A 25,161-nucleotide genomic window follows, 5' to 3' on the forward strand; every position below is an offset into this window, starting at 1 on the left:
CATCATCGAAGCAGAGGCACAACATGGCATCCCACGATTCGTATTTCCTTCCGCATAAGGCAATCTGGCCGATTGTCGGATCGATTGGCTTGACCACCCTATTGGCCGGGTTCGCGAACTTTCTGAATGGCGCGGCGATCGGCCCCATGATGATGTGGCTTGGTGCTGCGATCATGATCACGATGCTCGTGGGTTGGTTTGGTACCGTAATCAAGGAAAGCGTCGCTGGTTGGTACAGTCATCAGGTCGAGATCTCGTTCCGCTGGGGCATGATCTGGTTCATCATTTCCGAAGTCTTCTTCTTCGCAGCGTTTTTCGGCGCCTTGTACTACACCCGTGTGTTGGCAATCCCGTGGATGGGGGATGAGGATTCGATCACCAACGAGTTCCTATGGAAGAGCTTCGAATCCGCTTGGCCAACCAACGGTCCAGGGGCGATCGGCGGTCATTTCGAGCCGATGGGTGCCTGGGGCATCCCTGCGCTCAACACGCTGATCCTGCTGTCGAGCGGTGTGACAGTGACTTGGGCACACTGGGGTCTCCTCGCCAATAAACGAAGCCAGTTGATTCAGGGCTTGATTGCGACAGTGGCGCTCGGCTTCCTGTTCGTCGTGCTGCAGGCGTTCGAGTACCACGAAGCCTACACCGAAATGGGGCTGACGCTGGGTTCGGGCATTTATGGCTCGACCTTCTTCATGCTGACGGGGTTTCACGGCCTGCACGTCACGATCGGCGCGATCATGCTCACTGTGGTGTTGCTGCGCAGCGCCCGCGGGCATTTCAGCCCGGAACATCATTTCGCGTTCGAAGCCGCCGCTTGGTACTGGCACTTCGTCGACGTCGTCTGGCTGGGGCTTTTCATCTTCGTCTACTGGTTGTAAGGGCCGCCCGCAAAGCTGAGAGGAGGGCCCGGTCATCCAAGGGCCCTCACTCCACATGACTGGAGAGATCGGTCCGACTGCGCCACATGATCGGCTGTTGGGTCGGCTATGAGGGACTGCGAGCTGCGCTCAATCTGAATGAACGGGTCGTCAGCCACGGCCTGATGCGGCCGGCGGCTACGGGAATCGCGGTAGAGGCGTGTCTATCTGCCATTGTCCAGTGATGTCGTCGTAGTGCCAGAGCTGCGGATCGACGACCTTCTTTTCGACGAGATCCCCCTGGCGGTAGTAGTGCAACTCGACAGTTTGCTCCACCGTCATGCGCTCCTTGTCGGCTGACTGAGACAGCACGTGGTAGCCGGAAACTTTTATGTCTCTCAGGTTGTCAGCTATGGGACGACGGTAGGCAGGGGAACTTCGGTAACGGTTCGCCTCATCGAACGCGCCCCAGCGTATCGCTGCGGCATAGGCATGCAGTGTTTCATCCCGCTTCATTAGCGCCAGATCGTGTGCGCAGGCACCAAGCAACAGGATCACGGCTAGGGGGAGAAACTTCATCGGCGGTCGTCACACGTCGTATCGGCCCTGCAGACTGTTGGCGTCATTATATAATGCGTTTACTTAGGACGACCGGAGACTAGAACATGAGATATCTCGCCGCATTGATGGCTTTGCTCGCTGTGATTTACTTCTTCCCGGCATTTATGTCGCGCACGGAGTCCATCAACGGCTCAACCCGGGAGACGGCGTATCGCTCGGCCCTGGCTGCAAAAAAGCGACTGCCGACGGACGAAAGGTTGATGTTCGATACAGCGCTCGTCCTGCTCGATAAACTCAAGGGCCCCGAGGAATTCCCGAAAGCGGTGGATGGCCTCAAGCCTGAGGAAGTCATCGAACTCGCCAAGCGGGAAGTCAACATCAAGATCGCGACGGGCGATCCGGCGTTCAAGAGTTACTCTTCGTGGGAAGACTGGTTAAGGAAACAGGCCGCAGATCCCGACCTCGAGGGCAAGAAGGCCGGCAAGCCTGAGGCGCCTCCGTTGCGTCAGTCGGAGCGAACTGGCAGACCGCAATGAGCGTGGGATTCGTTGGATGAGTCCCACCACCGGTGAATCGTGCGCGCACGGGTCTCTGGGTCCGCCTTCGGAGTTCACCGATACCCGGTCCGCGGCAGCTGACCAGGGCGATGTGCCAAATGATGGACTGCATCGGAGGCCGTCGCCTGTGTCGGGCCATGATCATCACGATTGCATACACCGGGCGCTTGCCAGCGCAGAAAAGCGCTGCGCCGAACGTGGTGTGCGATTCACGCCGGTACGGCGCCGGGTTCTTGAACTGATCTGGCGCAGTCATGAGGCGGTGAAAGCATACGACCTCCTCGAGGATCTCAAGGTTTTCGATCCCGGCGCGAAGCCCACGACAGTTTATCGGGCACTGGATTTCCTGCGGGAGCAGGGGTTGATTCACCGTGTCGAAAGTTTGAATGCGTTCATCGGCTGCACTGACGTGGAACATCAGCATGAATTGTTTTTGCTGATTTGTGACGGGTGCAACTGGGTAGAGGAACGACAGGCGAAGGGCGTAACGGATGCGGTAGCAGGCGAGATACGCGACGCCAATTTTCTTCCTCGCCATAAAGCCCTGGAAGTCCACGGACTCTGTGCCCGCTGCGCCGCGAAGGAACCGAAAGCGGTTTCGGGGCCGGCGTAACCTGTTGTGACGGTGATCGCAACGTTGTGATAACGCCGCATTAACCAATCCGTCGGCCTGTTTGACCGCAACGGCCAGTCGCCGAACTAGCCATACTCCCACGGTCATTCCTTTCACTTGTGGTCGCCCAAGGCGGATGTTATGTTATAATGTAACATCTGAACTGGAACATCCTACCGTGCGTCCTGAAAAGTCACCATTGCTCGCCCTGAGGCTCTGTTCTGCGCTTGGCGTCGCGGCGGCCTCTGCGGAAGAAGTGGGCACCGATCAGGCGCAGGCTCTGGCACCCATCATGGTCACGGCGCCGCTGCAGCGCTCGGAGGTCCCGCTCGTCGACCCGGTCAACGAAATGTCGGGTGAAGATCTCCGCACCCACGTCACCGGTACGATCGGTACGACGATTCAGAACCAGATGGGCGTCAACAGCGCCTCCTTCGGTCCCGGTGTTGGCCAGCCGGTGCTGCGCGGCCAGACCGGCCCGCGAGTTCGCGTGATGCAGGATGCCACGGGTGCCTCGGATGCCTCTTACCTGAGCCCGGATCACCGTGTCACCGTCGAGCCCCTGCTCGCCGACAAGATCGAAGTCATGCGCGGCCCGGCGACTCTGATGTATAGCGGTAACGCGATCGGCGGAGCGGTCAATGTGATCGACAACCGTGTGCCGAGCATGCTCCCGAAGGACCTGCTGAATGGCGTGTTCGAGCAGCGCTACGACACGGCGCTCGATGAGACGACGACCCTTATGAAACTCGATGCCGGGAAGGATATCCTGGCCGTACACTTTGATGGCTACTATCGGGACAGCGCCGATGTGTTGATTCCCGGCCGTCCCATCGACGTCGAGGCGGCCGAAGCGGAGGGCATCGTCGCGCCGGGTGAGGCCATTTTCAATCCCATCGGCTACATTCCGAACACACAGACGCGTTCGTATGGTGGCACAGCGGGGTTCTCGCTGATCGGTGACAAAGGCTTCGCGGGTTTTGCTGTCAATTACATGGAGAACGACTACGGCATTCCCGGTGCTGCCCACAGTCATGCGGGGCACGGGCACGGCGATGAGGAAGGGCACGACGTTGACGGTGCGGACGAACACGCCGCCGATGAACATGCCCACGAGGAGGAGCTTGCCCTGGTCCTGCCGCTAGATCGCGTGAACATCAAGCAGCGCAGCACCCGCTACGACTTCAAGAGCGAATGGTACGATCCGGCGGAGTTCGCAGAGTTGCTGAAACTCCGGATGACCTATACCGATTACTACCACGTCGAACTCGAAAATCAGTTGGCCGGTACGGTGTTTACGAATCAGGGATGGGAAGGTCGTGCGGAACTCAAACACAAGCCCCTGGGCCCCATGCAGGGCATGGTTGGATTTCAGGGTATCAGTTCAGTATTCGAAGCCGTGGGCGAGGAGGCGGTGGTACCGAAGTCGGACATCCAGAACTTCGGCGCCTTTGTCGTCGAAAACATCGAAGCCGATATCTTCAGCTATCAGGCTGGCGCCCGCGTAGAACATCAGACGATCTTACCGATCAACCAGCATGGGGCCTCGCATACACCGGTCAGCTTTTCCGGTTCGGCTGCGTGGAATGCCAATGAGGCCAATCGAGTCGCGCTGGCGCTAAGCCGTGCGCAACGGGCGCCGCAGGTCCAGGAACTCTATTCGGATGGGTTTCATGCCGCGACCAGGAGTTACGAGATTGGCGATCCACGGCTTAGCGAGGAGACGACCTACAACCTGGAGTTGTCTTACCGGCTCAACACCGAGCCGGTCCGGGCCAATCTGAACGTCTTCCAGAACTGGGCGGCCGACTATATCTATGCGCAGCGCTCGGGGCAGTTGTTCGACGCCGGGAGTGAGGCTTTCGTGAACACATGCCCGGAGGCGGATACCTGCGTGCCCGTGTTTCAGTTCTCCCAAGCGGACGCGACTTTCATTGGTTACGAGGCGGACGTCGGCATTCCACTGGCCGATACGACTTGGGGGGCGATGGACTTGCTGCTGTTCAGTGACTATGTGCGTGGGCAGTTCAGCCACGCAGGGGATGTCCCGCGGCAGCCACCCTTGCGCTTCGGCTTCCAGCTCGACTACCACAAGGACGAGTGGTCGGCCAACTGGCGCGTGATGCGTGCGGAAGCTCAGGACCGTCCGGGCCAGGGTGAGACGCCAACGCCGGGCTATGTGTTGATGAACATCACGGTCGAGTACAAGATCAGCGCGAGCCCCTACGCGGAGGTGCTGTTGTTCGCCAAGGGCAATAATTTGCTGGACCAGGAGATCCGGAACTCGACTTCCTACCTGCGGAATATTGCGCCGGAGCCGGGGATCGGCGGTGCGATCGGGCTCCGGGCGACCTTCTGATTCGCCCTCTGGTGCATCGCGCTCGCTTGGACTAGCATGGCGCGCTGTGTCCTAACCTCGATAACTCTCCATGCGCTTCGATCGCCTGCATTTAGCGTCACATCCCCTGATCATGGGGATCCTGAATGTAACCCCCGACAGTTTTTCTGACGGCGGGCTTTTCCTCGATCCGGACGTGGCCACGCAGGAAGCCTTGCGCATGGTCGCGGAGGGGGCCGACCTGATTGACGTCGGCGGAGAGTCCACGCGACCTGGGGCCGAGCCCATTGATGCCGAGGAACAGATCCGGCGGGTTGTGCCCACGATTCAGCGGCTGCGAACTGTGCTGCCGGAGGGTTTTCCGATCAGTATCGACACCACGCGCGGCGCGGTGGCGGAGGCGGCACTGGCGGCTGGAGCCGATCTGGTGAACGATGTTTTGGCGGGGCGTGACGATCCGACGATGTTCGAACGAGTGGCCGACCGCGGGGTGCCGATCGTGTTGATGCACATGCAGGGCACGCCGAAGACCATGCAGGAGCGGCCGTACTACGACAATGTCGTCGAAGAGGTGATCGCGTTTCTACTGGAACGCGCCGACTTGGCAATGCGTGCCGGTATCTTACATGACCGGATATGGCTCGATCCGGGTATCGGATTCGGTAAGCGGAAGGACGACAACCTGGCGCTGATCGCGCATCTCGATCGGTTGGTCGCGACCGGTTATCCGGTCCTCCTCGGCGCGAGCCGGAAGCGCTTCATGGGGGCTGTGTGCGGCGAGCAGCGCCCCAACGGGCTGACAGCCGCGACAGTAGCCACGACAGCGCTCGGTGTGATGAGTGGGGTACGCATGTTCCGCGTGCACGACATACGACAGAACCGCCAGGCGGCCGATGTGGCCGCCGCGATCAGAACTGTGCGGGAGAGCTCGTGCCCGTAGACGAAGGGAAAAAGGGAAACGCTCAGGCGGCTTGAACCGGGATGGTGTGGCCTACCCGCGCGATCTGGTTGTTTTCGTTCATGTAGAGCAGTGTCGGCTGATAGTTGAGCATCTCGCTCTGGCTTAGACCGACGTAGGCACAGATGATGACGATGTCCCCGACGGCGGCGCGACGCGCGGCGGCGCCGTTGACGGATATCACGCCCGATCCGTCCTTGGCCCGAATCGCGTAGGTCGTGAAGCGATCGCCGTTGTTGACGTTGTAGATCTGAATCTGTTCGTACTCCCGTATTCCTGATCGATCGAGCAACTCGCCGTCGATCGCGCAGGATCCTTCGTACTCCAATTCCGAGTGCGTTACACGAGCCCTGTGTAACTTTGCTTTGAGCATCGTTGTCTGCATTCGAATGACTCGCTGGTGCGCGGGACCGAAAATTATCCCTTATGGGCCGCCAGCCTTACAAGTTGGGAGGCTACGGTGGCGGGAAATGGGCTATTGCTGGCAGGCTGACGGCGCCAAATCGACCCGACGATTATCGATCAGTCGCGTCCGTCCCAGCCACGCAGCGGCCAGGATTACGAGCGAACGATCCGTGGGGGTCGGAACGGAGAGGTCGGTGGCTCGGCGGACACTGACATAGTCGACCCGAAAGCCCGAGCGGCTTAGGCGTGCCCCGCACTCTGCCTCGATTCGAGAGAAATCCCCGACGCCGCGCAGCAGGGCGGTCGAGCCTTCCGTCAGCGCGCGGGACAATTCAGTCGCTTGCGCGCGCTCATCGGGCGTCAGATAGGCGTTGCGGGAGCTGAGAGCCAGGCCGGCGGGTTCCCTCACCGTCGCCCCGCCGATCACGGTCACCGGTATCGCCAGATCGGCCACCATGCGCCGAATGATTACCAGTTGCTGATAATCCTTCTCGCCCAAAATCAAAACGTCCGGCTGCACCCAGTTCAGCAGCTTGCAGACGATCGTGGTGACACCCCTGAAGTGTCCGGGGCGGTGGTGCCCGCACAGGTCGTCGGACAGTCCGGGTACTTCCACGAACGTGTGTCGCTCGGCGCCCTCCGGGTAAATGTCGGTTGTGCGCGGTACGATCAGCAGATCAGCGGCCGCCACGGTCAACTTGCCCTGGTCCGCGTCGAGCGTTCGCGGATAGGCTTCGAAGTCTTCGCCCGGCCCGAACTGCAAGGGATTCACGTAAATGCTGACCACCACCCGGTCGGCCTGCCGTCGCGCCAACTCGACCAGAGCCAGATGGCCCTCATGCAGATTGCCCATCGTCGGTACGAACGCGATGCTAAGGCCGGCTCGGCGCCAGTTGGCGACGTGTTCGCGGACCTCGGACGGACCTTCCGCAAAGATCATGGATGGCCGGCACCTTCTGGCGGTGCGGGGAATGTGCCGGCGCGAACGGCATCGCGGTAGCGGACCAGTGCGTCCTGGATGCTGCTCGCCCCGTCCAGGAAGTTCCGGGAAAAGCCGGGCTGTTTGCGAGTCAGGCCCAGCATGTCATGCAGTACGAGCACTTGCCCATCGCAGGCTGGGCCCGCGCCGATGCCGATGGTCGGCACCGGTACGCGCGCTGTCACTTCTGCGGCCAGTTCGGCCGGGATGCATTCCAGGACCAGCAACGTCGCACCGGCTGCGACCAGCGCCTCTGCATCCGTCAGTAGCTGCTGTGCGGAGGCTGCATCGCGGCCTTGCACCCGGTAGCCCCCCAGTTTGTGGACGGCCTGCGGCAGGAGGCCCAAATGCCCGCAGACGGGCACGTGGCGCTCGCTGAGGAAACGGGTGATCTGGATTTGTGGTCCGGCACCCTCGATCTTTACGGCGTGAGCCCCGGCACGCATCAGGCGCGCCGCGTTCTCGGCGGCTTCGGCGGGTGTCGGGCATGACATGAACGGCAAATCCGCGAGTACGAAGCTGCGGTTTACGGCGCTCGCCACGCAGCGCGTGTGGTAGACGACATCATCGATCGTGACCGACAGCGTGGTCGCCGAGCCCTGAATCACCATACCGAGCGAGTCGCCGACCAAAAGCATATCGATCTCTGCCGCGTCGACGGCCTGCGCAAATGTTGCGTCGTAGGCGGTCAGACAGGTGATCTTCTCGCGGCGCGCCTTCATCGCGAGCAGACCCGGCAGTGTCACGCGTGGGTCAGACACCGGTTTCCTCGATGCGGATCAATGGGGACTCCCGCCGCGGACAGGTCAGGATCAAGTCGCTGAGGGGCTGCCCGTCGGGGAGAGTCAGGCTGGGCGCGATTTCGAGCAGGGGTACCAGCACGAACTCGCGCTCACCCAGTCCCGGATGCGGGACCCGCAGCGTTGGCGTTGCGACTGTCTCGCTGCCATAGAGCAGCAGATCGAGATCCAGTGTGCGCGGTCCCCAGTGGTCACCGACACGGGTGCGGCCATGCGCGTTCTCTACCTCATGCAGCAGCGCCAGCAAGGGCTCCGGTGCCAGCCGGGTCTCTACGGCCATAACGGCATTGACATAATCAGGCTGGTCTTGCGGTCCCATTGGCGCACTGCGGTAGAGGCTCGAAAACGCCAATTCCCTCAGGTTAGCGTTCTGGCTCAATTCCTGCCGCGCCCGCAGCAGTTGAGATACGGGATCGTTCAGATTGGCCCCGAGGCCGATATAGGCGACGACGGGGCGGTGGTCCGCTCCAGCAGTCATGAGTTTAGGCAACGGCCTTGCGTGGACGATGGCGTCGGCGCCGCGGCTTGCTCCGACCGTTACCGCGGTCCGCCTCGCGCAGCATGGCTTTCTTCTCGGGTTCGTCCGCGTCCTGAAAGCGTGTCCACCAATCCGCAAGCGCTGCTTCGGCTTCGCCCGATTCCGCGCGCAGGACCAGGAAATCGTAAGCCGCCCGGAAGCGTGGATGGGTGAGTAGACGGAACGGTCGTCCACCCTGCAGCCGGGCGAATCGTGGCTGTAAGGCCCAGATGTCCCGCATGGGTTGTGACACGCTGCGGGGAATCGCGATCTGGTGGATCTGCTTCGTGACGATGTCGGCTCCGGCCTCCTGATAGGCCACGATGTCGTTGGCACCGTCGCGGATCTGGTTTTCGGCGTGCGCACGCACCGGTTCCCATAGCAATGCTGCGAACAAGAAATGGGGGGCTACGTCCTTTCCCTCCTGCACGCGACGGTCGGTTCGATCCAGCGCCTGGGCGACGAAAGTCAGCGGGAAACCCTGCTCCTCGCGCGACAGGCTGAACTCCGTGTCGGGGAACAGGGCGCCGAAAAGACGGTAGTGCCGCAGCGCCTCGAAGGTCTGTACGGCATAGCCGCCGAGGAACAGCTTCATCACTTCGTCGTACAGGCGAGGGGCCGGTATTTGGCGGAGCAAAGGTGCCATCTGGGGGATGGGGCCGGCACAACTCGGGTGAAGCGTAAAGCCTAGCCGAACGGCAAAACGGATGGCACGGAGCATACGCACCGGGTCTTCACGATAGCGGGCCTCGGGCTCCCCGATCAGCTTCAGGGTCGATGCCTTATGGTCTTCCATCCCCCCCATGTAATCGACGACAGAGAAGTCAGCAATGTTGTAGTACAGCGCGTTGACCGTGAAGTCCCGCCGGAAGGCATCTTCCTCGATGGTCCCATAGACGTTGTCGCGAAGAATGCGCCCGTTTTCAAGCACGCGGTCTCCGGTCTCATCGTCCTGGGCGAGCCCGCGAAAGGTTGCGACCTCGACGATCTGGCTTCCGAAATGGACGTGCGCGAGCCGAAAGCGTCGGCCAATCAGGCGACAGTTGCGGAACGTTGCGCGGATTTCTTCCGGGCGGGCGTTTGTGACGACATCGAAGTCCTTGGGCTCCCGCCCGAGTAGCAGATCGCGGACGCAGCCGCCGACCAGATACGCTTGGTACCCTTCTTTTTTCAGGCGATAGAGGACTTTGAGCGCGGGATCACTGATCAGGGCCCGTGAGATGCAATGTTCGGAACGAGCGTAGATCCGCGGACCGGGGGGATCGGCCGGCGGTCTGGGAGCCAGTGGCCTGAACAGTCCCTTGAAGAAGTCGAAGATAGCGATCTTAGTATGCCACGTCAGATTGAGTCATCACGAAATGGTACCCCAGGCGCGGGGTAGGCTCAATCGCTACCCCTGTTTAGCCGGGTAGGCATGGCGAATCACTGTATTGTCGAAGCGTTCTGCCGTATACTGTGCGTCTGTTGATTGTCCCCATCGTCTAGAGGCCCAGGACACCGCCCTCTCACGGCGGCGACGGGGGTTCGAATCCCCCTGGGGACGCCACACATTCGCTGCAGACGGACCAAACCCCATTTAATTGGCGCGACCCCGTCGAGCGACCGTTCGGATTCGTCCTCTTCCCCTTCCGTTGGACCCGGCACACTCGGTGCAACTCCCCGAATCGTCCCGCGCAGGCAATCGTGACCACGGCGTGGGCGCGCGATCACCAAGCATTGCGAACCATGACTGCCCGGACCGTTGTCCCGTTGGTCAGTGCAGCAGTCCGCCCCCGGCTGTTTCAGCACAAGGACCTGTTTCTTTGCTGGATACTGTCTTCCTCATCAGGATAGCCGGCATGCTATTGCTGTCTTTTGCGCGATGAAAAGAGTGTTGGTGACCGGAGGGGCGGGCTTCCTCGGCTCACATCTTTGTGCGGCGCTGTTGGCCAGGGGGGATGACGTCCTCTGCGCGGACAACCTGTTCACCGGGCGAAAAAACCACATCGAGCCGCTGTTTCGGAATCCGTATTTCGAATTCCTGCGGCACGACATTACCTTTCCGCTCTATGTCGAGGTCGATCAGATTTTCAATCTGGCCTGCCCGGCATCGCCGATCCACTACCAGTTCGACCCGGTGCAGACCACCAAGACCAGCGTACATGGTGCGATCAACATGCTGGGTCTTGCGAAGCGGGTCAAGGCCCGGATTCTTCAGGCCTCCACCAGTGAAGTATATGGAGACCCGGAGATTCACCCTCAGACGGAAGCCTATTGGGGCCGGGTCAACCCGACCGGGTTGCGCGCATGTTATGACGAAGGCAAGCGCTGCGCCGAGACCCTGTTCTTCGACTATTACCGCCAGCATCAGGTCGACATCAAGGTCGTCCGCATCTTCAATACGTACGGGCCGCACATGCACCCGAGCGATGGCCGTGTCGTCAGCAACTTCATCGTGCAGGCGCTGAGCGGAGCGCCGATCACGTTGTATGGCGACGGGATGCAGACGCGCAGCTTCTGCTATGTCGACGACCTGATCGACGGCTTCCTCCGGATGATGGAGAGCCAGCCGGACTTCATCGGACCAGTGAACCTGGGAAACCCGGCTGAGTTCAGCATGCGTGACTTGGCCGAGAAAGTGCTCGCGTTGACGGGTAGCCGCTCCAAGCTGGAGTTTCGTCAACTCCCGCCCGATGATCCGCGTCAGCGACAGCCGGATATCGCCCTCGCCCGGGAAAAGCTCGGCTGGGCGCCGACTGTCAGCCTCGACGACGGGCTCCGAGAAACGATTGCCTATTTCAGGAGATTGCTGGCCTCATGAAGCTCAGCGTAGTCATTCCCTGCTACAACGAACGCAACACGCTGCGGACCGTGATCGACGCCGTTCGGGCCGCCCCCTACGAGAACAAGGAAATCATCGTCGTCGATGACTGCTCCACCGACGGCACGCGTGACATCCTCCGTGAGCAGATTGCGCCGCTGGTGGATCATGTCCTGTATCACGAGACCAATCGCGGCAAGGGGGCGGCGCTGCGCACCGGTATTCAGGCCGCTACCGGGGACATCGTGATCATTCAGGATGCGGATCTCGAATATGACCCGAACGAATACCCGCAGCTGGTCGAACCGATCCTGCGGGACCGGGCCGACGTGGTTTTCGGGTCCCGGTTCATGGGCGGCATGCCGCACCGGGTACTGTATTTCTGGCATCGCGTGGGGAACGGCCTCCTCACCCTGGTCTCGAACATGCTGACGAACCTGAACCTGACGGACATGGAGACCTGCTACAAGGTCTTCCGCCGGGAAATCATCCAGGGCATTCCGATAGAGGAGGAGCGTTTCGGTTTCGAACCCGAGATTACCGCCAAGGTCGCCAAGACTGGGTGCCGGATCTATGAGGTCGGCATTTCCTACTACGGCCGAACGTATGCCGAGGGCAAGAAGATCGGCTGGAAGGACGGTGTCAGGGCGTTGTACTGCATCGTCAAATACAACGTGTTTCGATGAAGCTGGTCCGCTATTTCTTTGTCGGCGGGGCAGCCGCGCTCGTCGACTTCAGTCTGTTCGCGCTACTGGCCCGCGTGGCCGGATTGCCATGGTTTCCTGTCGCCCTGTTCAGCTTCACCATGGCGACGCTGGTGAACTATGTGCTGTCGGTCCGCCATGTCTTCGAAAGCGGCATTCGCTTTTCCCGCCGACACGAGTTGATGTTGGTGTACCTGGTCAGCGCCGTCGGGCTGGCCATCAACCAGGGCGCCCTGTGGTTCGGCATCGAAGCAGCCCATCTCGACATGTTGGTCGCCAAGCTGGGTGCAACCGGCGCCGTTTTTTTCTGGAATTACGGAGCGCGCCGGTACTTCATCTTCAGCGAGCGCGTCTCGCACGTTGCGTTCGATGATCCGGATCTGGACTGTTCTTCCACGGGTCCGGGCCGTGACGCGTGACTCCGTATGCTGGCGCGGCCCCGGCTTCGATCCAGGCCTGACTCGACCGCTCCGTGCGAGCGGCCCGGGCAGTCTCCTGCAACTCAATCGCCCGTAAGGCGCACCCGACACCTAGCGCTGCAGTCCTAACAGCGAGCGCGACAATGGCCGTTCAGTTCGGTACGCAAACTCGGCAAGTGTTTGAATCTGCGACGCCGGAGCCACCCGGTACGGAATCGATCCTTCCGCCTGATCCGACCAAGGGAACGGTTAATCGGGTGTGAAACCGGCCCATCCTCTGCCGCTTGTGAGCGGGCACGCATGCCGTTCTCCATTCGCGTTACCCGTCTCGTGTTGCTCCCCGTTGGTGAGCCCGTCTCCGCACCGCCGAGCGAATTGTCCCGGGGGGCCTGGTTCCCCTCCACTTAGCTGATTAGCCGAAGCTCTGCCCCTACCCACGCGGCGCTGGCGCGAACACCGAGTTGTGATCCGGGAATTTTCGGTACTGCCCGGGGTCGTACAGCGGTAACATGCGGAACCTGCGCGTGGCAACGGCGCTGCCCGGACATCACCGAGCCGTACCCTAGGAGAATCGATGGCCTTTCTGCCCTTTTATCTGCCGCGGTCCAATCCGCTGAACGTCGTCATCATTGGCGGCGGCTATGCCGGTATGGCCGCGCTGGTGTCATTACACCGATTTGCGCCCACGGCGCAAGTCACTATTGTCGACCCCGGCTTGGAACACCTTAAGGTCACGCATCTACACGAAACCTTTCGGCGACCGCTGGCACCCTTGCGAATCCCCTTCGAAACCCTCGCGCGACGCTTTGGTTGTCGGCATATCCAGGCCGATGTCGAACCCAGCGAGTGCAATCTCTTGGAGTGGTGGGGAAATCGCGGTCTAGTATTGGGCGACGAATACTTGGGCTTCGACGCGTTGTTGGTAACCTGTGGAATCAGCTCGCCGCGGAGAGAGCCTCCCCCAGATGTATTCGATCTCGGCAGCTTTGCCGCGAACGAGGGCTCCGCCATAGCGGAGGCGGTGGCATCGAAGGGCCCTGGATGGCTGACGGTCGTCGGTGGGGGTGCCACGGGGGTCCAGTTCCTGTTTGAGCTCGCAAACTATGTGCGCCAACGTCATCTGCCTTTAAAGCTGCGACTGGTCGACGGCGAAGATGCGGTATTGAAACAGTTCGCAGCTCCCCTCGGGCAATATGTGCAGGCGCGCATGGCGGATATGGGAATCGAGTACCTGCCGGAGACCTTTTTTCAGAGTCAGGAAGGTGGTGCGGTCACTTTGCAGAAGGTGGCCAGTTCGGAATTGTTTTCGCTTCCTTCGACGGCTTCATTTCTATTCTTGGGAAAAACGCCACCTCACCGGCTTACCACCAATATCTTCGGCCAGGTGACCATAGGTAACGCTACTTTGGAGGGCGTGTTTGCGGCAGGGGATTGCGCGCGTTATCGAGGTCCTGGGTCGAATACCTACACCGCCCAGGCAGCGGTTCGGAAAGGTAAACTTGCTGCGCGGAATATCCTACGCGCCACCGGGAGGTTGAGAATCCTGGAGCCCTACCTGCATCGCGACATGGGTTATGTAATCAGTCTGGGTCCGGATGACGCGGTGGGATGGCTCGCTCTGGAACGTAATATCGTGGCAGGGTATCCAGCTTTGGTTGTCAAGGAGCTGGTCGAGGCTCAATATGACTTGCTGATGGCGGGGATCGACACGTACATCCTGTAATTGTGGGGCGACTGCCGTATGCGCGCGTGAGGATGGCGGAGATTCAAAACAAATGAGGTTTATCTGGACCGCGTCAAATCAATAACAATCAAGTGTCGCCAAGAAGCTTGCGTTCAATCTGCGAGGAGGGGTTGGTATGTTTGGTTTTGATAATGCACCGATTGTCTCGAAAGCCAGTATCGTGATCGCGCGGCCTGCCGAAGAAGTCTTTCGATTCATCGGAGTGGACTTCTTCAAGAATTATTGCCGCTGGTCACCGGAAGTTCAGGAACTGAAACAACTGAGTCCCGGTAGTGTTGGGGTTGGAACGAAGGCGAGGCAGGTGCGTGTCGATCAGGGGCATCGAACCGAGTCCATCTTCGGCGTGACAGTGTTCCAGCCACACAGCAGGGTTTGCTTTGAGGGTATTTCAAATCCCTACAAGTGCGACTACGAACTCAAGGGTAATGAAACTGACGGCTCGACGCGCGTCACCTTCATCTTTGAGCTTCCGAAGCTCGAAATGTACATGCGGCCGTTCGAGAAATTGATTCGTGTGGTTATGCAGGATGGTTCCGAACGTACGGTGCGCAACCTGAAGAGGCTCATCGAAGCCGAGAGTACGGCCTGTGTCGAATGACGCTAAGGGTCGAATTACCGCCTAATGTTTCAAATCACCGATTAGATCAATCAGAGGACGCAAGCCATGAGTTTTGTCGCCGAAAAAGATCCAGGGCTTATTCCGCAAGTCTTGTCCGTAATTCTTGACTCCTGTGTCAATGGCGTAACGCTGGCCGATCCGGATATCGCGGATATGCCCATCGTGTACGCAAACAAAGCCTTCGAAAGAATGACTGGATATACTCAGGCAGACATCATTGGAAAAAATTGCCGCTTCCTGCAAGGTGAGGACCGAGACCAGGAGGAGCGGAAGCAACTGCGTCAGGCCATTGACAACAGCCAGCCGCTGGAAGTGACCATCCGGAATTATCGCAAGGATGGGACCTTATTCTATAACCATTTGATGATCAGTCCGCTGTTCGATGCAAACGGCAAGGTCATTTATTATCTTGGCGTGCAGTATGATGTGACGAACCAAGTCAAGGCGGCGGAAGAGATCAAACGCCTGAGCGAGAGTCTCGAAGGTTTATCCCGCAGGACGGCTGCGGATGTCAAATCCTGACGTCCTCGGACCGCCGTTACGTATAACAGAGTTGAGGACCTTATGCCAACGGTTAGCACCAGCGTTTGTGTCGACTTTACGCCCCAGCAGATGTACGAGCTTGTCAACGATGTGCAGTCCTACCCGCAGTATCTTCCGCTGTGTAGCGATGTCAAGGTACAGTTTCGGTCGCCAACGAATCTACGCGCGACGTTGACGTTGGCCAAAGGGAAGATCAAGTTCTCGTTCACCACTGCGAACAGCATGATCGAGGGCAAGCGCATTCAGATGAATCTCGTTGATGGGCCGTTCAAATTCTTCCGGGGGTCGTGGGTGTTCGAGCCCACTGCCAAAGGCGGGTGTGAGACGACCTACCAATGTGATTTTGAGTTTTCCAACGGCCTTCTGGGCCTCGCGTTCGGGGGTTTTTTTAAGGACGTGATGGAATCTCTGGTGGACGCCTTCTGTCGGCAAGCCGCCGTGAGATATCCCGCGCGATCCGCTGCGGTTTCCTCAGCGGCAGTTCCGTCCGTGGAGGGCGCCTCAAATTGACGCGTCACGCTCAACGGGTTGCGGCGTCTCGAGATCGGGTCGTGCCGCATCAACATGTCTTTTGCTCTCTCCGCGCGTGCGTCAAAGCGACGGATCGAAAGCAGAAGCTATGCCGTGAGTTCCGCGATCGTGACGCACCCTGATGCCCGTAGGCAAGCCGCCCAGGCAGTCGGAGTCCCCGGCATGAAGGCCGCAAGGAAATACCGAATTGCAGCGCCGTAAGGCTCCGCTGCGGGCGACGCCAGGGACGACGCCGAAAAGCGTGGTATGGCGGCGGGTGGTCTTGTTGATGCTCTTGCTTGGCATCGCCGCCGTAGTTTGGCAGGGTCGCGACGAAGGCCGCCCGGCCACCCCGACGGCCGTCGCGAAGGAACAGCCACAGCCGCCGCCGCAACCTGCGGACCTCCGTGCAGCGGATACGACCGCCACGGCGTCGGGTCCGATGAGTACGACTGAATTGCGCGATCTGCATACCGGAGATGGGAGTGGTGTCCGGGGGGATGTGGACGCGGCACCAAGCCCGGACTCGCGTAATGTACAGCCCGTCGAGCGCAAGGAGACCGTCGAACAGACTACGCAGTTGATTCTGGACGCCGACGACAGCGGGAGCTATTACGTCAAGGGCTCGATCAACGGCGAAGGTGTACTGTTTCTGCTCGATACCGGTGCGACCTGGATTTCGATACCGGAACGCCTGCGCTGGCGGCTCGATCTGCAGCGCGGCCGATACGTCAAGGTCGCTACGGCCGGCGGCGTCGTCGGTAATTACGAGACTCGGGTGGAGTCATTGGATGTGGGGCCGTTTCATTTCCAGGACGTAGCGGCGGCGTTGAATCCCTACGCACCGAACGATGTTGTCTTGCTGGGCATGAGTGCGCTCAAGGATGTCCAGTTCACCCAGACAGGGGGACAACTCATTCTGAGCCGGCAGCACGCGGACGAGGCGACGGTCGTGGCGACACCGCGATCGCCTGAGACCCCGGAACTGGTGATTCGGCGCTCGGTTCGCGACTGCATGGGGCCCTCGAATGTGCTCAATAGCGAAGCGCTCAAGTGCATCGAGGGTCGGTGATCGCGCCCGCGCCAGCGCGGAACGGCCATGGTCGCGCTCAGGCTGGGCGGAAGCGGGTTTGTTGTGGTGGTGGCCCCAGTCGGCTGGTGCCGAAAAGGGTTCGGAGCAATAATGACGCATCGAGGTGTGCGTGAGTGATGCGGGCATGTGGCTGCAGAAGACGATCCGTTTAAGGCCGCGGGCGCGCGGCTTCCACCTTGTTACCGAAGAACTGTCGGATGCTCTGCGTGAAGTCAGGCAAATCGACGTAGGCATTGCGAGCTTCTTCATCCAGCACACCTCGGCTTCGCTGTCGATAAACGAGAATGCCGACCCAACAGTGCGGCACGATTTGGAGGAATATCTGAGTCGCGTCGTTCCCGATGGGGCTTCCTTCTTCCGCCATACCTTGGAAGGTGCTGACGATATGCCAGCGCATATCAAGTGCGGTTTGATCGGCACGAGCGTGATGGTGCCGATCGGCTCGGGCCGACTTCTGCTCGGCACGTGGCAGGGCATTTACTTGGGAGAGCATCGGGATGACGGCGGTGCGCGGACAGTGGTAGCAACAGTACATGGGCAGCCCCAGCGGGCGCGTTGAAGAAGGAGGGTGCGTATGGCCGCTATTTTGAGAAGCTTGTTGACAGCCGTTGGACTGTACATGTTCACGGTCGCCGCCGCTGAGGCGGGGGCGTGGGATGCGCCAACCGAAGCACTGTCTGCCCCGGTTGAAATCACCGTCTACCGGAGTCCGAGCTGCGGCTGCTGCGGCAAATGGATCGAGCATGTCAAGCGCCACGGGTTCGTGGTCAAGGACATCAAGGATGAGGACATGGACGCGGTAAAGCGGCGCCTGGGCTTACCGGAACAACTGCAATCCTGCCATACCGCAGTCGTAGGCACTTATCTGGTCGAAGGTCATGTGCCGGCAGGAGATATCAAGCGGCTTCTGAAGAGCAAGCCGAAACTGGATGGTCTGGCCGTCCCCGCCATGCCCATGGGGACGCCGGGTATGGAGATGGGTGCTCGTAAAGACCCGTTCAGTGTCCTGGGCTTTACGAAGGACGGCCGCACAACCGTGTTTTCGGACTACCGCTCGTATTGATCTCGCCAGACCACTGCCATTGGCCTTGCGGTTCGCGGAACGCGCCCCATCGTCAACGCTTTCGGGACATGGTCGCGTTAGGCCTTGTAGCGCCATGGAGCCCGCATCGCGTGATACGCGCGATCTCAGCGTCCCAAGAGCTACGGCGACTTGGGGTCTCGGAATTTCCGCGTCTTCGTAATGATGCATACTCCTTCGCCCATCCAGACTGACATTGCCCGAAGATTGATGATGCAACGAACGGTTTCCGAGTGCGGCGCGGCCGCCGTCGGCACGCCCGGTGCGGCGGTGTTTGCCCTTTCCGCAACGGCCCATATTGTTCGATGCCGACTGGCGCTGCTGGTTGCGATGGTCCTCATTGGCCCGTCCTGCGCGACCCGGCCCTCAACAGTTCGCAATGTCACGATCGTCGAGCAGCCGACCGGCGACTCGTCCGAGGCTACGGCAGTGGGTGCGGTGCGTCGGCGTTTGGCCGACGAGTTCGAGCGGCACACCTTCACGGTGGCCGAGAACCAGTCGGTCGTCGGCACCCTGCTGAGCATGCCGATCGGCCCCAACGAGACCCTCTCCGACGTCGCGCGCCACTTCGGCCTGGGTTACGAGGAAATGGCCCAGGCCAATCCGGATATCGACCCGTGGGTTCCGGCCGCGAACAGCGAGGTATTGATTCCGCAATTGTTCATATTGCCGCGGGCGGCGCGACGCGGCATCGTGATCAATCTCGCCGCGATGCGCCTGTTCCGGTTCAAAACGAGCGATGGCGCGACCCAAGTCACAACCTATCCTGTGGGCATCGGACGCGAAGGCAAGTCGACCCCCACCGGCACCATGGCGATCGCGCGGAAGACGAAGGGTCCGGCCTGGTATCCGACGAAGAACATCCTTGCCGATCATGCGAAGCGCGGCGACCCGCTGCCCGCGATGGTGCCGCCGGGGCCGGACAATCCGCTGGGTGCCTATGCGATGTACCTCACCCGGCCGAGTTACCTGATTCATGGGACGAACAAGCCCTTCAGCGTCGGCCTGCGCGCCAGCAATGGCTGCATTCGCATGTATCCCGAGAACATCGAGCCGCTGTTCGGTGCCTCGTCCCTCCGGGATCCGGTGCAGATCGTCAATCAACCCTACCTGTATGGATGGCGTGGCGACGTGCTTTATCTTCAGGCCTACCCGCCGCACGAAGAACTGAACCCAGGGCCGCTACGGGCCGCTGTCGAGGCCGATCTGCGCGGTTTGCAAGACAGCAAGAACCATCCGCTCGACTGGGCCCGGGTCACACAGGTGCTGCGGGAGGCGCGCGGTATACCCATTCCGATTTCGCAGGGATCGCCGGCGCCTGAAGCGTTCATCGCATCCGCGGTGCGTGTCGCGCATCCTCAGGTGCTTTACGGCAAGCCGGAGCTGCCGAGTCAGGAGGGCGAGGGTTGGCATGTGTTGGCCACCGACACCGCCAGCGAAATTACCGCCCGCCGCGTCACGGCCGTCTTGATGCATCAAGGGCCGCCAATTCCAGCGAAACCGGTTGAGGTGGGCGAACGCTATCAGGTCATTGCGGGTCCCTTCCCGGATTCCAAGGCAGCGAAACTCGCGGCCCATCGCATCCGGGCCGACCTCGAACTGGAACCACGCATCCTGGCCCCGGACCAACAGGTCGCCGGCCAAGCGCTTCCGGGAGTGATGAAGAGCGCGCCCGCCCCTCAGTCCGCGGGCAATGACTCGGAGAATTCTGTCCCGGAATCTGCGAGAAATGCGGGCGCTGCGATGAAGGAAGAGCCGGCATGGCGCGAGTCCATCGATAATGGTCCGAGTGAGAGCGATACGGCAGCCGAAGACGGCTCGTACGGTACGAGCGGTCTTCCCGCACCATCGGCAGTCGCGACTCCGACCGAGGAAGCGCGACCGCTCGTTGAGCCGGTCGCGCCCGCTGCCGATGAGCCCACCTGGACCGAGGCCCCGCCTGCCGACCGGGCTGCCCCGACGGCAACACAGGAACCCGTCGATCCCGTGGGATCGTCGTTGCCGCCGGCGGCACCGGAGACAGGTTATACGACGGATGACGCCCGCCAGTCCGCACCGGCACCTGATCCTTACGATGCCCGGACGTGGCCGGAGACGGAGCCGACGACCACGGATAGCGACGCCCCCTCGGAACAGGAAAATGAGGAAGAGAAAAAAAGAAAAGAGGCGGAAGCCGAGCATGATCCCCTGAATCTGGTTCCGCTGGAGTATCCTCCGGTGATCTACGCCCCCGGCAACAGTGCCGACCCGATCCACTTCATCGAGCCGGGCAATCCCTGACGAAGTCCCGAGCGTTGCCGCAAAGCAGGCGGATCCATAAGATGGCGCTGCGCGCCTTCCGAACTCTGGACCGCTAACGACTCCTGGAATCCGCGGACACGGGGTCGGATGATCCCGGCGCAATGCTTGCGCTGACGCCGAAGGGTCTGCGCCGGTTTCCGCGACGCCGGGTTTGGTGTCGTCGCGTTCGATCCCGCATGTGCCCGTCATCTGGCGAATCGGGGGGGCACCTCCTCGAGTCGAAACGACACCACTACGACCCCGCCGTTGCCGGCAAGGGCGCCGCACTAGGCACTATCCCGAGCTCACGCGCCATTGGCAGGATGCGTGCCATGTCCGCTCGGCCGCAATCGATATCCCGTATAGCGATACCGCAGCTCTACCCGTCGGCAACGGGAGCATTGCGAACGCCGACGCGATTACGAGTAGATCGCCCCTTACGCTTGCCTGACGTTCCGCCATGCGTGGTGTGCGGGCTGCTAAATAACTGCACCGTAATGATTAGGCCACATCTTTACGACGAATGGTTGATTAGGGTGGTATTTCATAAGCCTTAATGATCTAAAGCGCTAGCTATTTTGTGCAGGAACGGCAAAGTGGTTCGTCGTGTTTTTCTATTTGGCTATAGGAAATCGTACGCATTGCTCATAAAACGCGGCTTATCGCCTAATGTAATCGCATACGGAGGTGCGAGTTGTCGTGCTGCGCGGTGACTCACGTAATGGGATTGCATGTGAAACGTTATTATCGCGTCATTAGGTTTTGAAGGAATATCGAGAGCGGCGATGAGCTGTCATGCTGGCAATCTGGAAACCAATAAGAACTGGACTTTGAGTTTTCAGCAAAAGCCATGTTGTCGATGGGCCGGACTTTCTAATGGAGTGACCTTTTGCGAGGTGGTGCCGCACAGTGCGCACCCTTGTATCAGTGCCTACTTTGAGTTGGGAGAGAATACGGTGAAAAGTATATTAGTTCGACGCGTGGCGAGTGCCATGGCGCTGGGGCCGGTTTGGCTCGGCGCCGTCCTCGCTATTTCGGTTGGGGAGGCTCAGGCGCAAGCCGCGACTGGAGCGGCATTGGTGGAGTTGGGAAAAAGAGTTTTTTTCGATCCAATCTCACATCCTCGAGGTCGGCAGGCCTGTGCCAGTTGTCATGATCCGAGTGCCGGGTGGACGAGCCCAAGTGCCATCGTTAACTCGACAACCGTCGCCGTTCCGGGTGCGGCATTTCATGCGTTTCTCGGGTTTCGAGGGCGTTTTGGGCGCTTCGACGCTATCGGTACTCTGAAACCCCCTAGCTCTGCCTACGCTACCCTGGTTCCAAGACTTCAGGCGGCGGATTGTGGCGCGGGTCCTTTCGTTCCAGACGTGTGTGGAGGTGTCTTCTGGAACGGTAGGGCTAGCGGTGAGGGGGGGCGGCTACCTGACGAGGCGGGAGTTCCATCAGCATGGGCGATAACAGATACCATCACCCGAGCTGAGGTATTCACGGTTAATGGCGAGTATCGTGACGATCTGCAAGATGCCTATGCTAAGCATTTGGGCCCCGTGGCAGAGCAGGCTTTGAATCCGTTCGTCAACGATGTCGAGCAAAACAATCCTGATCGCGAGGCAGTCTGCAATCACGTGCAGCGTGCACCCTACGCAAAGCTTTACGAGCACGCGTGGCTTGAGCCGATAAATTGTGATGCGAGCGAAGGCGTAAACCCCAGGCCGGTCGATATCAGTTACAAGCGCATAGCCGTAGCGCTAGCGGCTTACGAGGGCTCAGAGAGTGAGTCAAACCAATTCACCTCTAAGCGAGATTTGGCGTTGAGAAATGATGGTAGTTTTCCGTTGGCTGGCTTCAGCGATCTGGAGAACTATGGGCACGACCTATTCTATGCGGTATCGCTGCCTCCTAATCCTAATCCGGTGCCGGTAGGAACAAAAACTGGATGTTCCGATGTACCCCTTACAACCGAGGAAAAAGCTGCGAACTGTGTCGTTTGCCACAATTCGGCACGGCCAAGTTTGACTCCTGATCTAGAAAAGAAGCAGACCTATGCTGACTTCAACTACCACAATATTGGCATTCCCCTGAATCCACAGATTCCGAATAATCCGGGTGCAAATCCAGGTCTCAATGGGGTCACAGGAGACCCACAGCATCTGGGACTATTCCGAACTGCTACGCTAAGAAACGTTGACAAGCGACCGTATCCTGGATTCGTGAAAGCGTATGGTCACAACGGATGGTTTAAGAGCCTTGAGAGCATTGTTCACTTCTATAACACGGGTTTCATACCTGATGGCGACGCCTATGCATCGTCTACGGCCGCCGCCTTTCACATCACACGGTGTAGCTCAGATAAGATTACCGAAAAAGAAGCCAAGCGCTTGAACTGTTGGCCGAAACCGGAAAACCCTGGCACCACCGCGCTGGGCGCAGTCATCGGCGACCTCAAGCTGAACTCTTGTGATGAAAAGGCCATCGTCGCCTATATGAAAACCCTTAGCGACACCAAGCCAGTGAGGCGTCCCGGTCCCTACCGCCCGGGGTCCATCCCGAGGTAAGAGAGCCCACGCAGCAGGGGTCGGGCGAGGGAGGAGCCGCCGCGGCATCGTTGCCGGGGCGGCACATCAGGGAAGATTGGGCCATCAGTGCGCGCAAGCGCACTGATGGCCTTTTTGTTTCGGGTCGGGCGGAAGTGCGGGTAGGTCAGTGGGCCCGCAGCATCTCGTGTCAACAGCGAGTCCGTTCAAAACGGAATGTCATCATCGAAGTCATCACCACCCATCGGGGGTGGTGCGGCCGCCGGGGCGCTCGCACGCCTCGGGGCTTGCTGGCGGGGTGCCGCGGCACCGTAGCCATCGTCGCCGCCACCCCACGAGCCACCTGAATCTTCTCCGACACCCATCCCGCCGCCTCCGCCGGCACGGTCCAGCATCTGCATTTCGTTCGCGACGATTTCGGTCGTGTAGCGATCCTGGCCGGTCGTCTTGTCCTGCCATTTGCGCGTACGCAAGCTGCCTTCGATGTAGACCTTTGCGCCCTTGCGCAGGTATTGGCTGGCGATCTCCGCCAGCTTCCCGAAGATCGCCACAGAGTGCCATTCGGTGCGTTCCTGCTGCTGCCCCGAATCCTTGTCTCGCCAGGTCTCGCTGGTGGCGATACGCAGGTTCGTGACCGCCGACCCGCTCGGCATGTAACGGGTTTCAGGGTCTGCGCCCAGGTTGCCGATCAGTATGACTTTGTTGACACCGCGACTGGCCATCAGCGTTCTCCTCAGCTGGTATGCGTTTCAAGGGGCCCTGGACGCTGCGTTGGCCATCGGTGGCCTTGATGTTGGCGGCGCTCGGGGACGGAAAAGGGGACTTTCGGGCGCGCTCAGGTTTCTGGCGCCGGAACAGGTAACAGTTCGATCAGCATGTCGCGATTGAGGCGGTCGCGCTCGACCTTCAGATAGGCGACGCCGTCATCGCTCAACACGACGGCCTCCGTGACGCCGGGCACGCCGAGCAGCCGGCGGCTCAGCAGAGAGGCTTCACCATTCGGCATGTTGCCGACGCGGATGAGGAGACTGCTGACCTGCTTCGGCGGTTTCATCGTCAAGGCCAGCAACGCCCACAGCAGCGCAATCAGCGCACACGCCAGGAATACATATACAGCGCCGAAGTGTCCGTAGATCAGGCCGCCGCCGATGCCACCGACGAATGATCCCAGGAACTGCGCGGTGGAGTAGACGCCCATCGCGGTGCCCTTCATTGCCGCCGGGGCGGCCTTGGACACCATCGACGGCAGGGTGGCTTCAAGCAGGTTGAAGGCGGTGAAGAACAACGCCAGCACGGCGCCGATTACGAGCGCCTGCTCGTTCGTCAGGAACAAGGCCAATTCGGCCGCGCCGAGCAGAGCCACGAAGCTGACGAACACGGGTTTCATCAGCCGCTTCTTTTCCGCCAGGATGATGAACGGCACCATCGCGAACAACGAGATGCCGAACACGGGCAGATAGATCTTCCAGTGTTCGCTGGTTTCCAACTGGGCGTGATCACGCAGGATCAGCGGCAGCGCAATGAAGGTCGCGGTCAGGATCAGATGCAGCGCGAAGATACCGAAATCGAGGCGCACCAACTCGGGGTCGAACAAAACCCGGCCGAAGTAATCGGACTGCGCCTGCGTGTCGCGGTGAAAGCGCGACACCGTCGGTGTCGGCACCGCCGTGTACAGCAGCAGCAGGCTCAGGCCGGCGAGTCCCGCAATGATCCAGAACAGACCCGGTACGCCGACCCAGCCCGAGAGCACGGGTCCCGTCACCATCGATACAGCGAACGACAAACCGATACTGATGCCGATCAGCGCCATGGCCTTGGTGCGGTGCTCTTCCCGGGTCAGGTCCGCCGCCAGCGCCATCACGACGCCCGCAACCGCGCCGGCGCCCTGCAGGGCGCGGCCGGCAACGATGCCATAGATCGAGTCGCTGAGCGCGGCGACTACGCTGCCGGCCGCGAACAACAGCAGGCCGATGGTAATTAGCGGCTTACGTCCGTACCGATCGGACCAGCGGCCAAAGGGAATTTGCAGGATGGCCTGCGTGAGTCCGTAGGCGCTGATCGCGAGGCCGATCAGAAAGGGACTCGAATCCGGCAGATCGCGCGCATAGATCGAGAAGACCGGAAGAATCATGAAAAGACCGAGCATGCGACACATGTAGATGCCGGCCAGCGAGATGCTGGCGCGCAATTCGGTCGGCGTCATCGGGGAATCGAGTTCGAGCTGGGCCTTCACGCGCGGGAATTTT

25 protein-coding genes and 1 tRNA gene are annotated in these 25,161 nt (G+C 60.3%); 18 read left to right on the plus strand and 8 right to left on the minus strand.

All coding sequences use genetic code 11. From position 1 onward, the window contains the following. Positions 1-23 precede the first annotated feature (23 nt). The gene (locus BWR02_RS03880) at positions 24-881 is read left to right on the plus strand and encodes a cytochrome c oxidase subunit 3 (RefSeq protein ID WP_139556430.1); all 858 of its coding nucleotides are present in this window, start codon (positions 24-26) and stop codon (positions 879-881) included. A 177-nt stretch (positions 882-1,058) separates the two neighbouring features. Here the strand turns inward: BWR02_RS03880 and BWR02_RS03885 are convergent, their stop codons facing one another. Further along, positions 1,059-1,439, minus strand: a complete 381-nt coding sequence (locus BWR02_RS03885) for a hypothetical protein (protein ID WP_139556431.1) — start codon at positions 1,437-1,439, stop codon at positions 1,059-1,061. A gap of 86 nt (positions 1,440-1,525) precedes the next feature. Here BWR02_RS03885 and BWR02_RS03890 point away from each other — a divergent pair, with 86 nt between their 5' ends. The 4 genes from BWR02_RS03890 (at position 1,526) to folP (ending at position 5,869) form a co-directional block, all read left to right on the plus strand. Next, on the plus strand, positions 1,526-1,957 hold the full coding sequence (locus tag BWR02_RS03890) for a hypothetical protein (RefSeq protein WP_139556432.1): 432 nt from the start codon (positions 1,526-1,528) through the stop codon (positions 1,955-1,957). 16 nt (positions 1,958-1,973) lie between these two features. After that, positions 1,974-2,591 (plus strand): transcriptional repressor, encoded by a 618-nt coding sequence (locus BWR02_RS03895; RefSeq protein WP_139556433.1) that lies wholly within the window; start codon positions 1,974-1,976, stop codon positions 2,589-2,591. A 178-nt stretch (positions 2,592-2,769) separates the two neighbouring features. After that, on the plus strand, positions 2,770-4,950 hold the full coding sequence (locus tag BWR02_RS03900; RefSeq protein WP_162560000.1) for a TonB-dependent receptor: 2,181 nt from the start codon (positions 2,770-2,772) through the stop codon (positions 4,948-4,950). A 70-nt stretch (positions 4,951-5,020) separates the two neighbouring features. Beyond that, positions 5,021-5,869, plus strand: a complete 849-nt coding sequence (folP, locus tag BWR02_RS03905; RefSeq protein ID WP_139556435.1) for a dihydropteroate synthase — start codon at positions 5,021-5,023, stop codon at positions 5,867-5,869. A 22-nt stretch (positions 5,870-5,891) separates the two neighbouring features. Here the strand turns inward: folP and panD are convergent, their stop codons facing one another. The 5 genes from panD to pcnB all read right to left on the minus strand — a co-directional run bounded on the left by panD (position 5,892) and on the right by pcnB (position 9,930). Continuing rightward, positions 5,892-6,272, minus strand: a complete 381-nt coding sequence (panD, locus tag BWR02_RS03910) for an aspartate 1-decarboxylase (RefSeq protein ID WP_139556436.1) — start codon at positions 6,270-6,272, stop codon at positions 5,892-5,894. A gap of 90 nt (positions 6,273-6,362) precedes the next feature. Continuing rightward, the gene (panC, locus tag BWR02_RS03915; RefSeq protein WP_139556437.1) at positions 6,363-7,232 is read right to left on the minus strand and encodes a pantoate--beta-alanine ligase; all 870 of its coding nucleotides are present in this window, start codon (positions 7,230-7,232) and stop codon (positions 6,363-6,365) included. Then, positions 7,229-8,032, minus strand: coding sequence for a 3-methyl-2-oxobutanoate hydroxymethyltransferase (panB, locus tag BWR02_RS03920; RefSeq protein WP_139556438.1), 804 nt, complete (start codon positions 8,030-8,032; stop codon positions 7,229-7,231). The genes panC and panB overlap by 4 nt, the downstream gene beginning before the upstream one ends. After that, positions 8,025-8,549: a 2-amino-4-hydroxy-6-hydroxymethyldihydropteridine diphosphokinase gene (gene folK, locus BWR02_RS03925; protein ID WP_139556439.1), complete on the minus strand. Its 525-nt coding sequence runs from the start codon at positions 8,547-8,549 to the stop codon at positions 8,025-8,027. Before folK ends, panB begins: the two co-directional genes overlap by 8 nt. A 4-nt stretch (positions 8,550-8,553) precedes the next feature. Next, positions 8,554-9,930: a polynucleotide adenylyltransferase PcnB gene (gene pcnB, locus BWR02_RS03930; RefSeq protein ID WP_139556440.1), complete on the minus strand. Its 1,377-nt coding sequence runs from the start codon at positions 9,928-9,930 to the stop codon at positions 8,554-8,556. A gap of 128 nt (positions 9,931-10,058) precedes the next feature. Between pcnB and BWR02_RS03935 the strand changes: the two genes are divergently transcribed. The 13 genes from BWR02_RS03935 to BWR02_RS03995 all read left to right on the plus strand — a co-directional run bounded on the left by BWR02_RS03935 (position 10,059) and on the right by BWR02_RS03995 (position 22,936). Further along, positions 10,059-10,134: transfer RNA gene (locus BWR02_RS03935), tRNA-Glu, on the plus strand. A 315-nt stretch (positions 10,135-10,449) separates the two neighbouring features. Beyond that, on the plus strand, positions 10,450-11,388 hold the full coding sequence (locus tag BWR02_RS03940) for a UDP-glucuronic acid decarboxylase family protein (protein ID WP_139556441.1): 939 nt from the start codon (positions 10,450-10,452) through the stop codon (positions 11,386-11,388). Further along, positions 11,385-12,074: a glycosyltransferase family 2 protein gene (locus tag BWR02_RS03945; RefSeq protein WP_139556442.1), complete on the plus strand. Its 690-nt coding sequence runs from the start codon at positions 11,385-11,387 to the stop codon at positions 12,072-12,074. The genes BWR02_RS03940 and BWR02_RS03945 overlap by 4 nt, the downstream gene beginning before the upstream one ends. After that, positions 12,071-12,511 (plus strand): GtrA family protein, encoded by a 441-nt coding sequence (locus BWR02_RS03950; protein ID WP_139556443.1) that lies wholly within the window; start codon positions 12,071-12,073, stop codon positions 12,509-12,511. Before BWR02_RS03945 ends, BWR02_RS03950 begins: the two co-directional genes overlap by 4 nt. 574 nt (positions 12,512-13,085) lie before the next feature. Then, positions 13,086-14,234 (plus strand): NAD(P)/FAD-dependent oxidoreductase, encoded by a 1,149-nt coding sequence (locus tag BWR02_RS03955; RefSeq protein WP_139556444.1) that lies wholly within the window; start codon positions 13,086-13,088, stop codon positions 14,232-14,234. Between the two features lie 136 nt (positions 14,235-14,370). Further along, positions 14,371-14,853: an SRPBCC family protein gene (locus tag BWR02_RS03960; protein WP_139556445.1), complete on the plus strand. Its 483-nt coding sequence runs from the start codon at positions 14,371-14,373 to the stop codon at positions 14,851-14,853. Positions 14,854-14,919: 66 nt separating this feature from the next. Beyond that, positions 14,920-15,396, plus strand: coding sequence for a PAS domain-containing protein (locus BWR02_RS03965; RefSeq protein ID WP_139556446.1), 477 nt, complete (start codon positions 14,920-14,922; stop codon positions 15,394-15,396). Positions 15,397-15,438: 42 nt separating this feature from the next. Next, positions 15,439-15,927, plus strand: a complete 489-nt coding sequence (locus BWR02_RS03970; protein ID WP_139556447.1) for a type II toxin-antitoxin system RatA family toxin — start codon at positions 15,439-15,441, stop codon at positions 15,925-15,927. 442 nt (positions 15,928-16,369) lie between these two features. Further along, complete coding sequence (locus tag BWR02_RS03975) at positions 16,370-16,999, plus strand: retropepsin-like aspartic protease family protein (RefSeq protein ID WP_162560001.1); 630 nt, start codon at positions 16,370-16,372, stop codon at positions 16,997-16,999. A gap of 130 nt (positions 17,000-17,129) precedes the next feature. After that, entirely contained in the window at positions 17,130-17,579 is a 450-nt protein-coding gene (locus BWR02_RS03980; protein ID WP_456237925.1) for a secondary thiamine-phosphate synthase enzyme YjbQ, read from the plus strand. A gap of 15 nt (positions 17,580-17,594) precedes the next feature. Then, a complete protein-coding gene (locus BWR02_RS03985) occupies positions 17,595-18,083 on the plus strand; it encodes a DUF411 domain-containing protein (protein ID WP_139556449.1) in 489 nt (162 codons plus the stop codon). A 231-nt stretch (positions 18,084-18,314) separates the two neighbouring features. Continuing rightward, positions 18,315-20,381: a L,D-transpeptidase family protein gene (locus BWR02_RS03990; RefSeq protein ID WP_162560002.1), complete on the plus strand. Its 2,067-nt coding sequence runs from the start codon at positions 18,315-18,317 to the stop codon at positions 20,379-20,381. A 785-nt stretch (positions 20,382-21,166) separates the two neighbouring features. Beyond that, positions 21,167-22,936, plus strand: coding sequence for a cytochrome-c peroxidase (locus BWR02_RS03995; protein WP_139556451.1), 1,770 nt, complete (start codon positions 21,167-21,169; stop codon positions 22,934-22,936). Positions 22,937-23,121: 185 nt separating this feature from the next. On the opposite strand, the gene ssb is transcribed toward BWR02_RS03995, so the two are convergent. Continuing rightward, positions 23,122-23,637, minus strand: a complete 516-nt coding sequence (gene ssb / locus BWR02_RS04000) for a single-stranded DNA-binding protein (protein ID WP_139556452.1) — start codon at positions 23,635-23,637, stop codon at positions 23,122-23,124. A 113-nt stretch (positions 23,638-23,750) separates the two neighbouring features. Further along, positions 23,751-25,148 carry an MFS transporter gene (locus tag BWR02_RS04005; protein WP_328591501.1) on the minus strand — a complete coding sequence of 466 codons (1,398 nt, stop codon included), beginning with the start codon at positions 25,146-25,148 and terminating at the stop codon, positions 23,751-23,753. Positions 25,149-25,161: the final 13 nt, after the last annotated feature.

Source organism: Methylotetracoccus oryzae, assembly GCF_006175985.1.
In the GTDB taxonomy this organism is placed as follows: Bacteria; Pseudomonadota; Gammaproteobacteria; order Methylococcales; family Methylococcaceae; genus Methylotetracoccus; species Methylotetracoccus oryzae.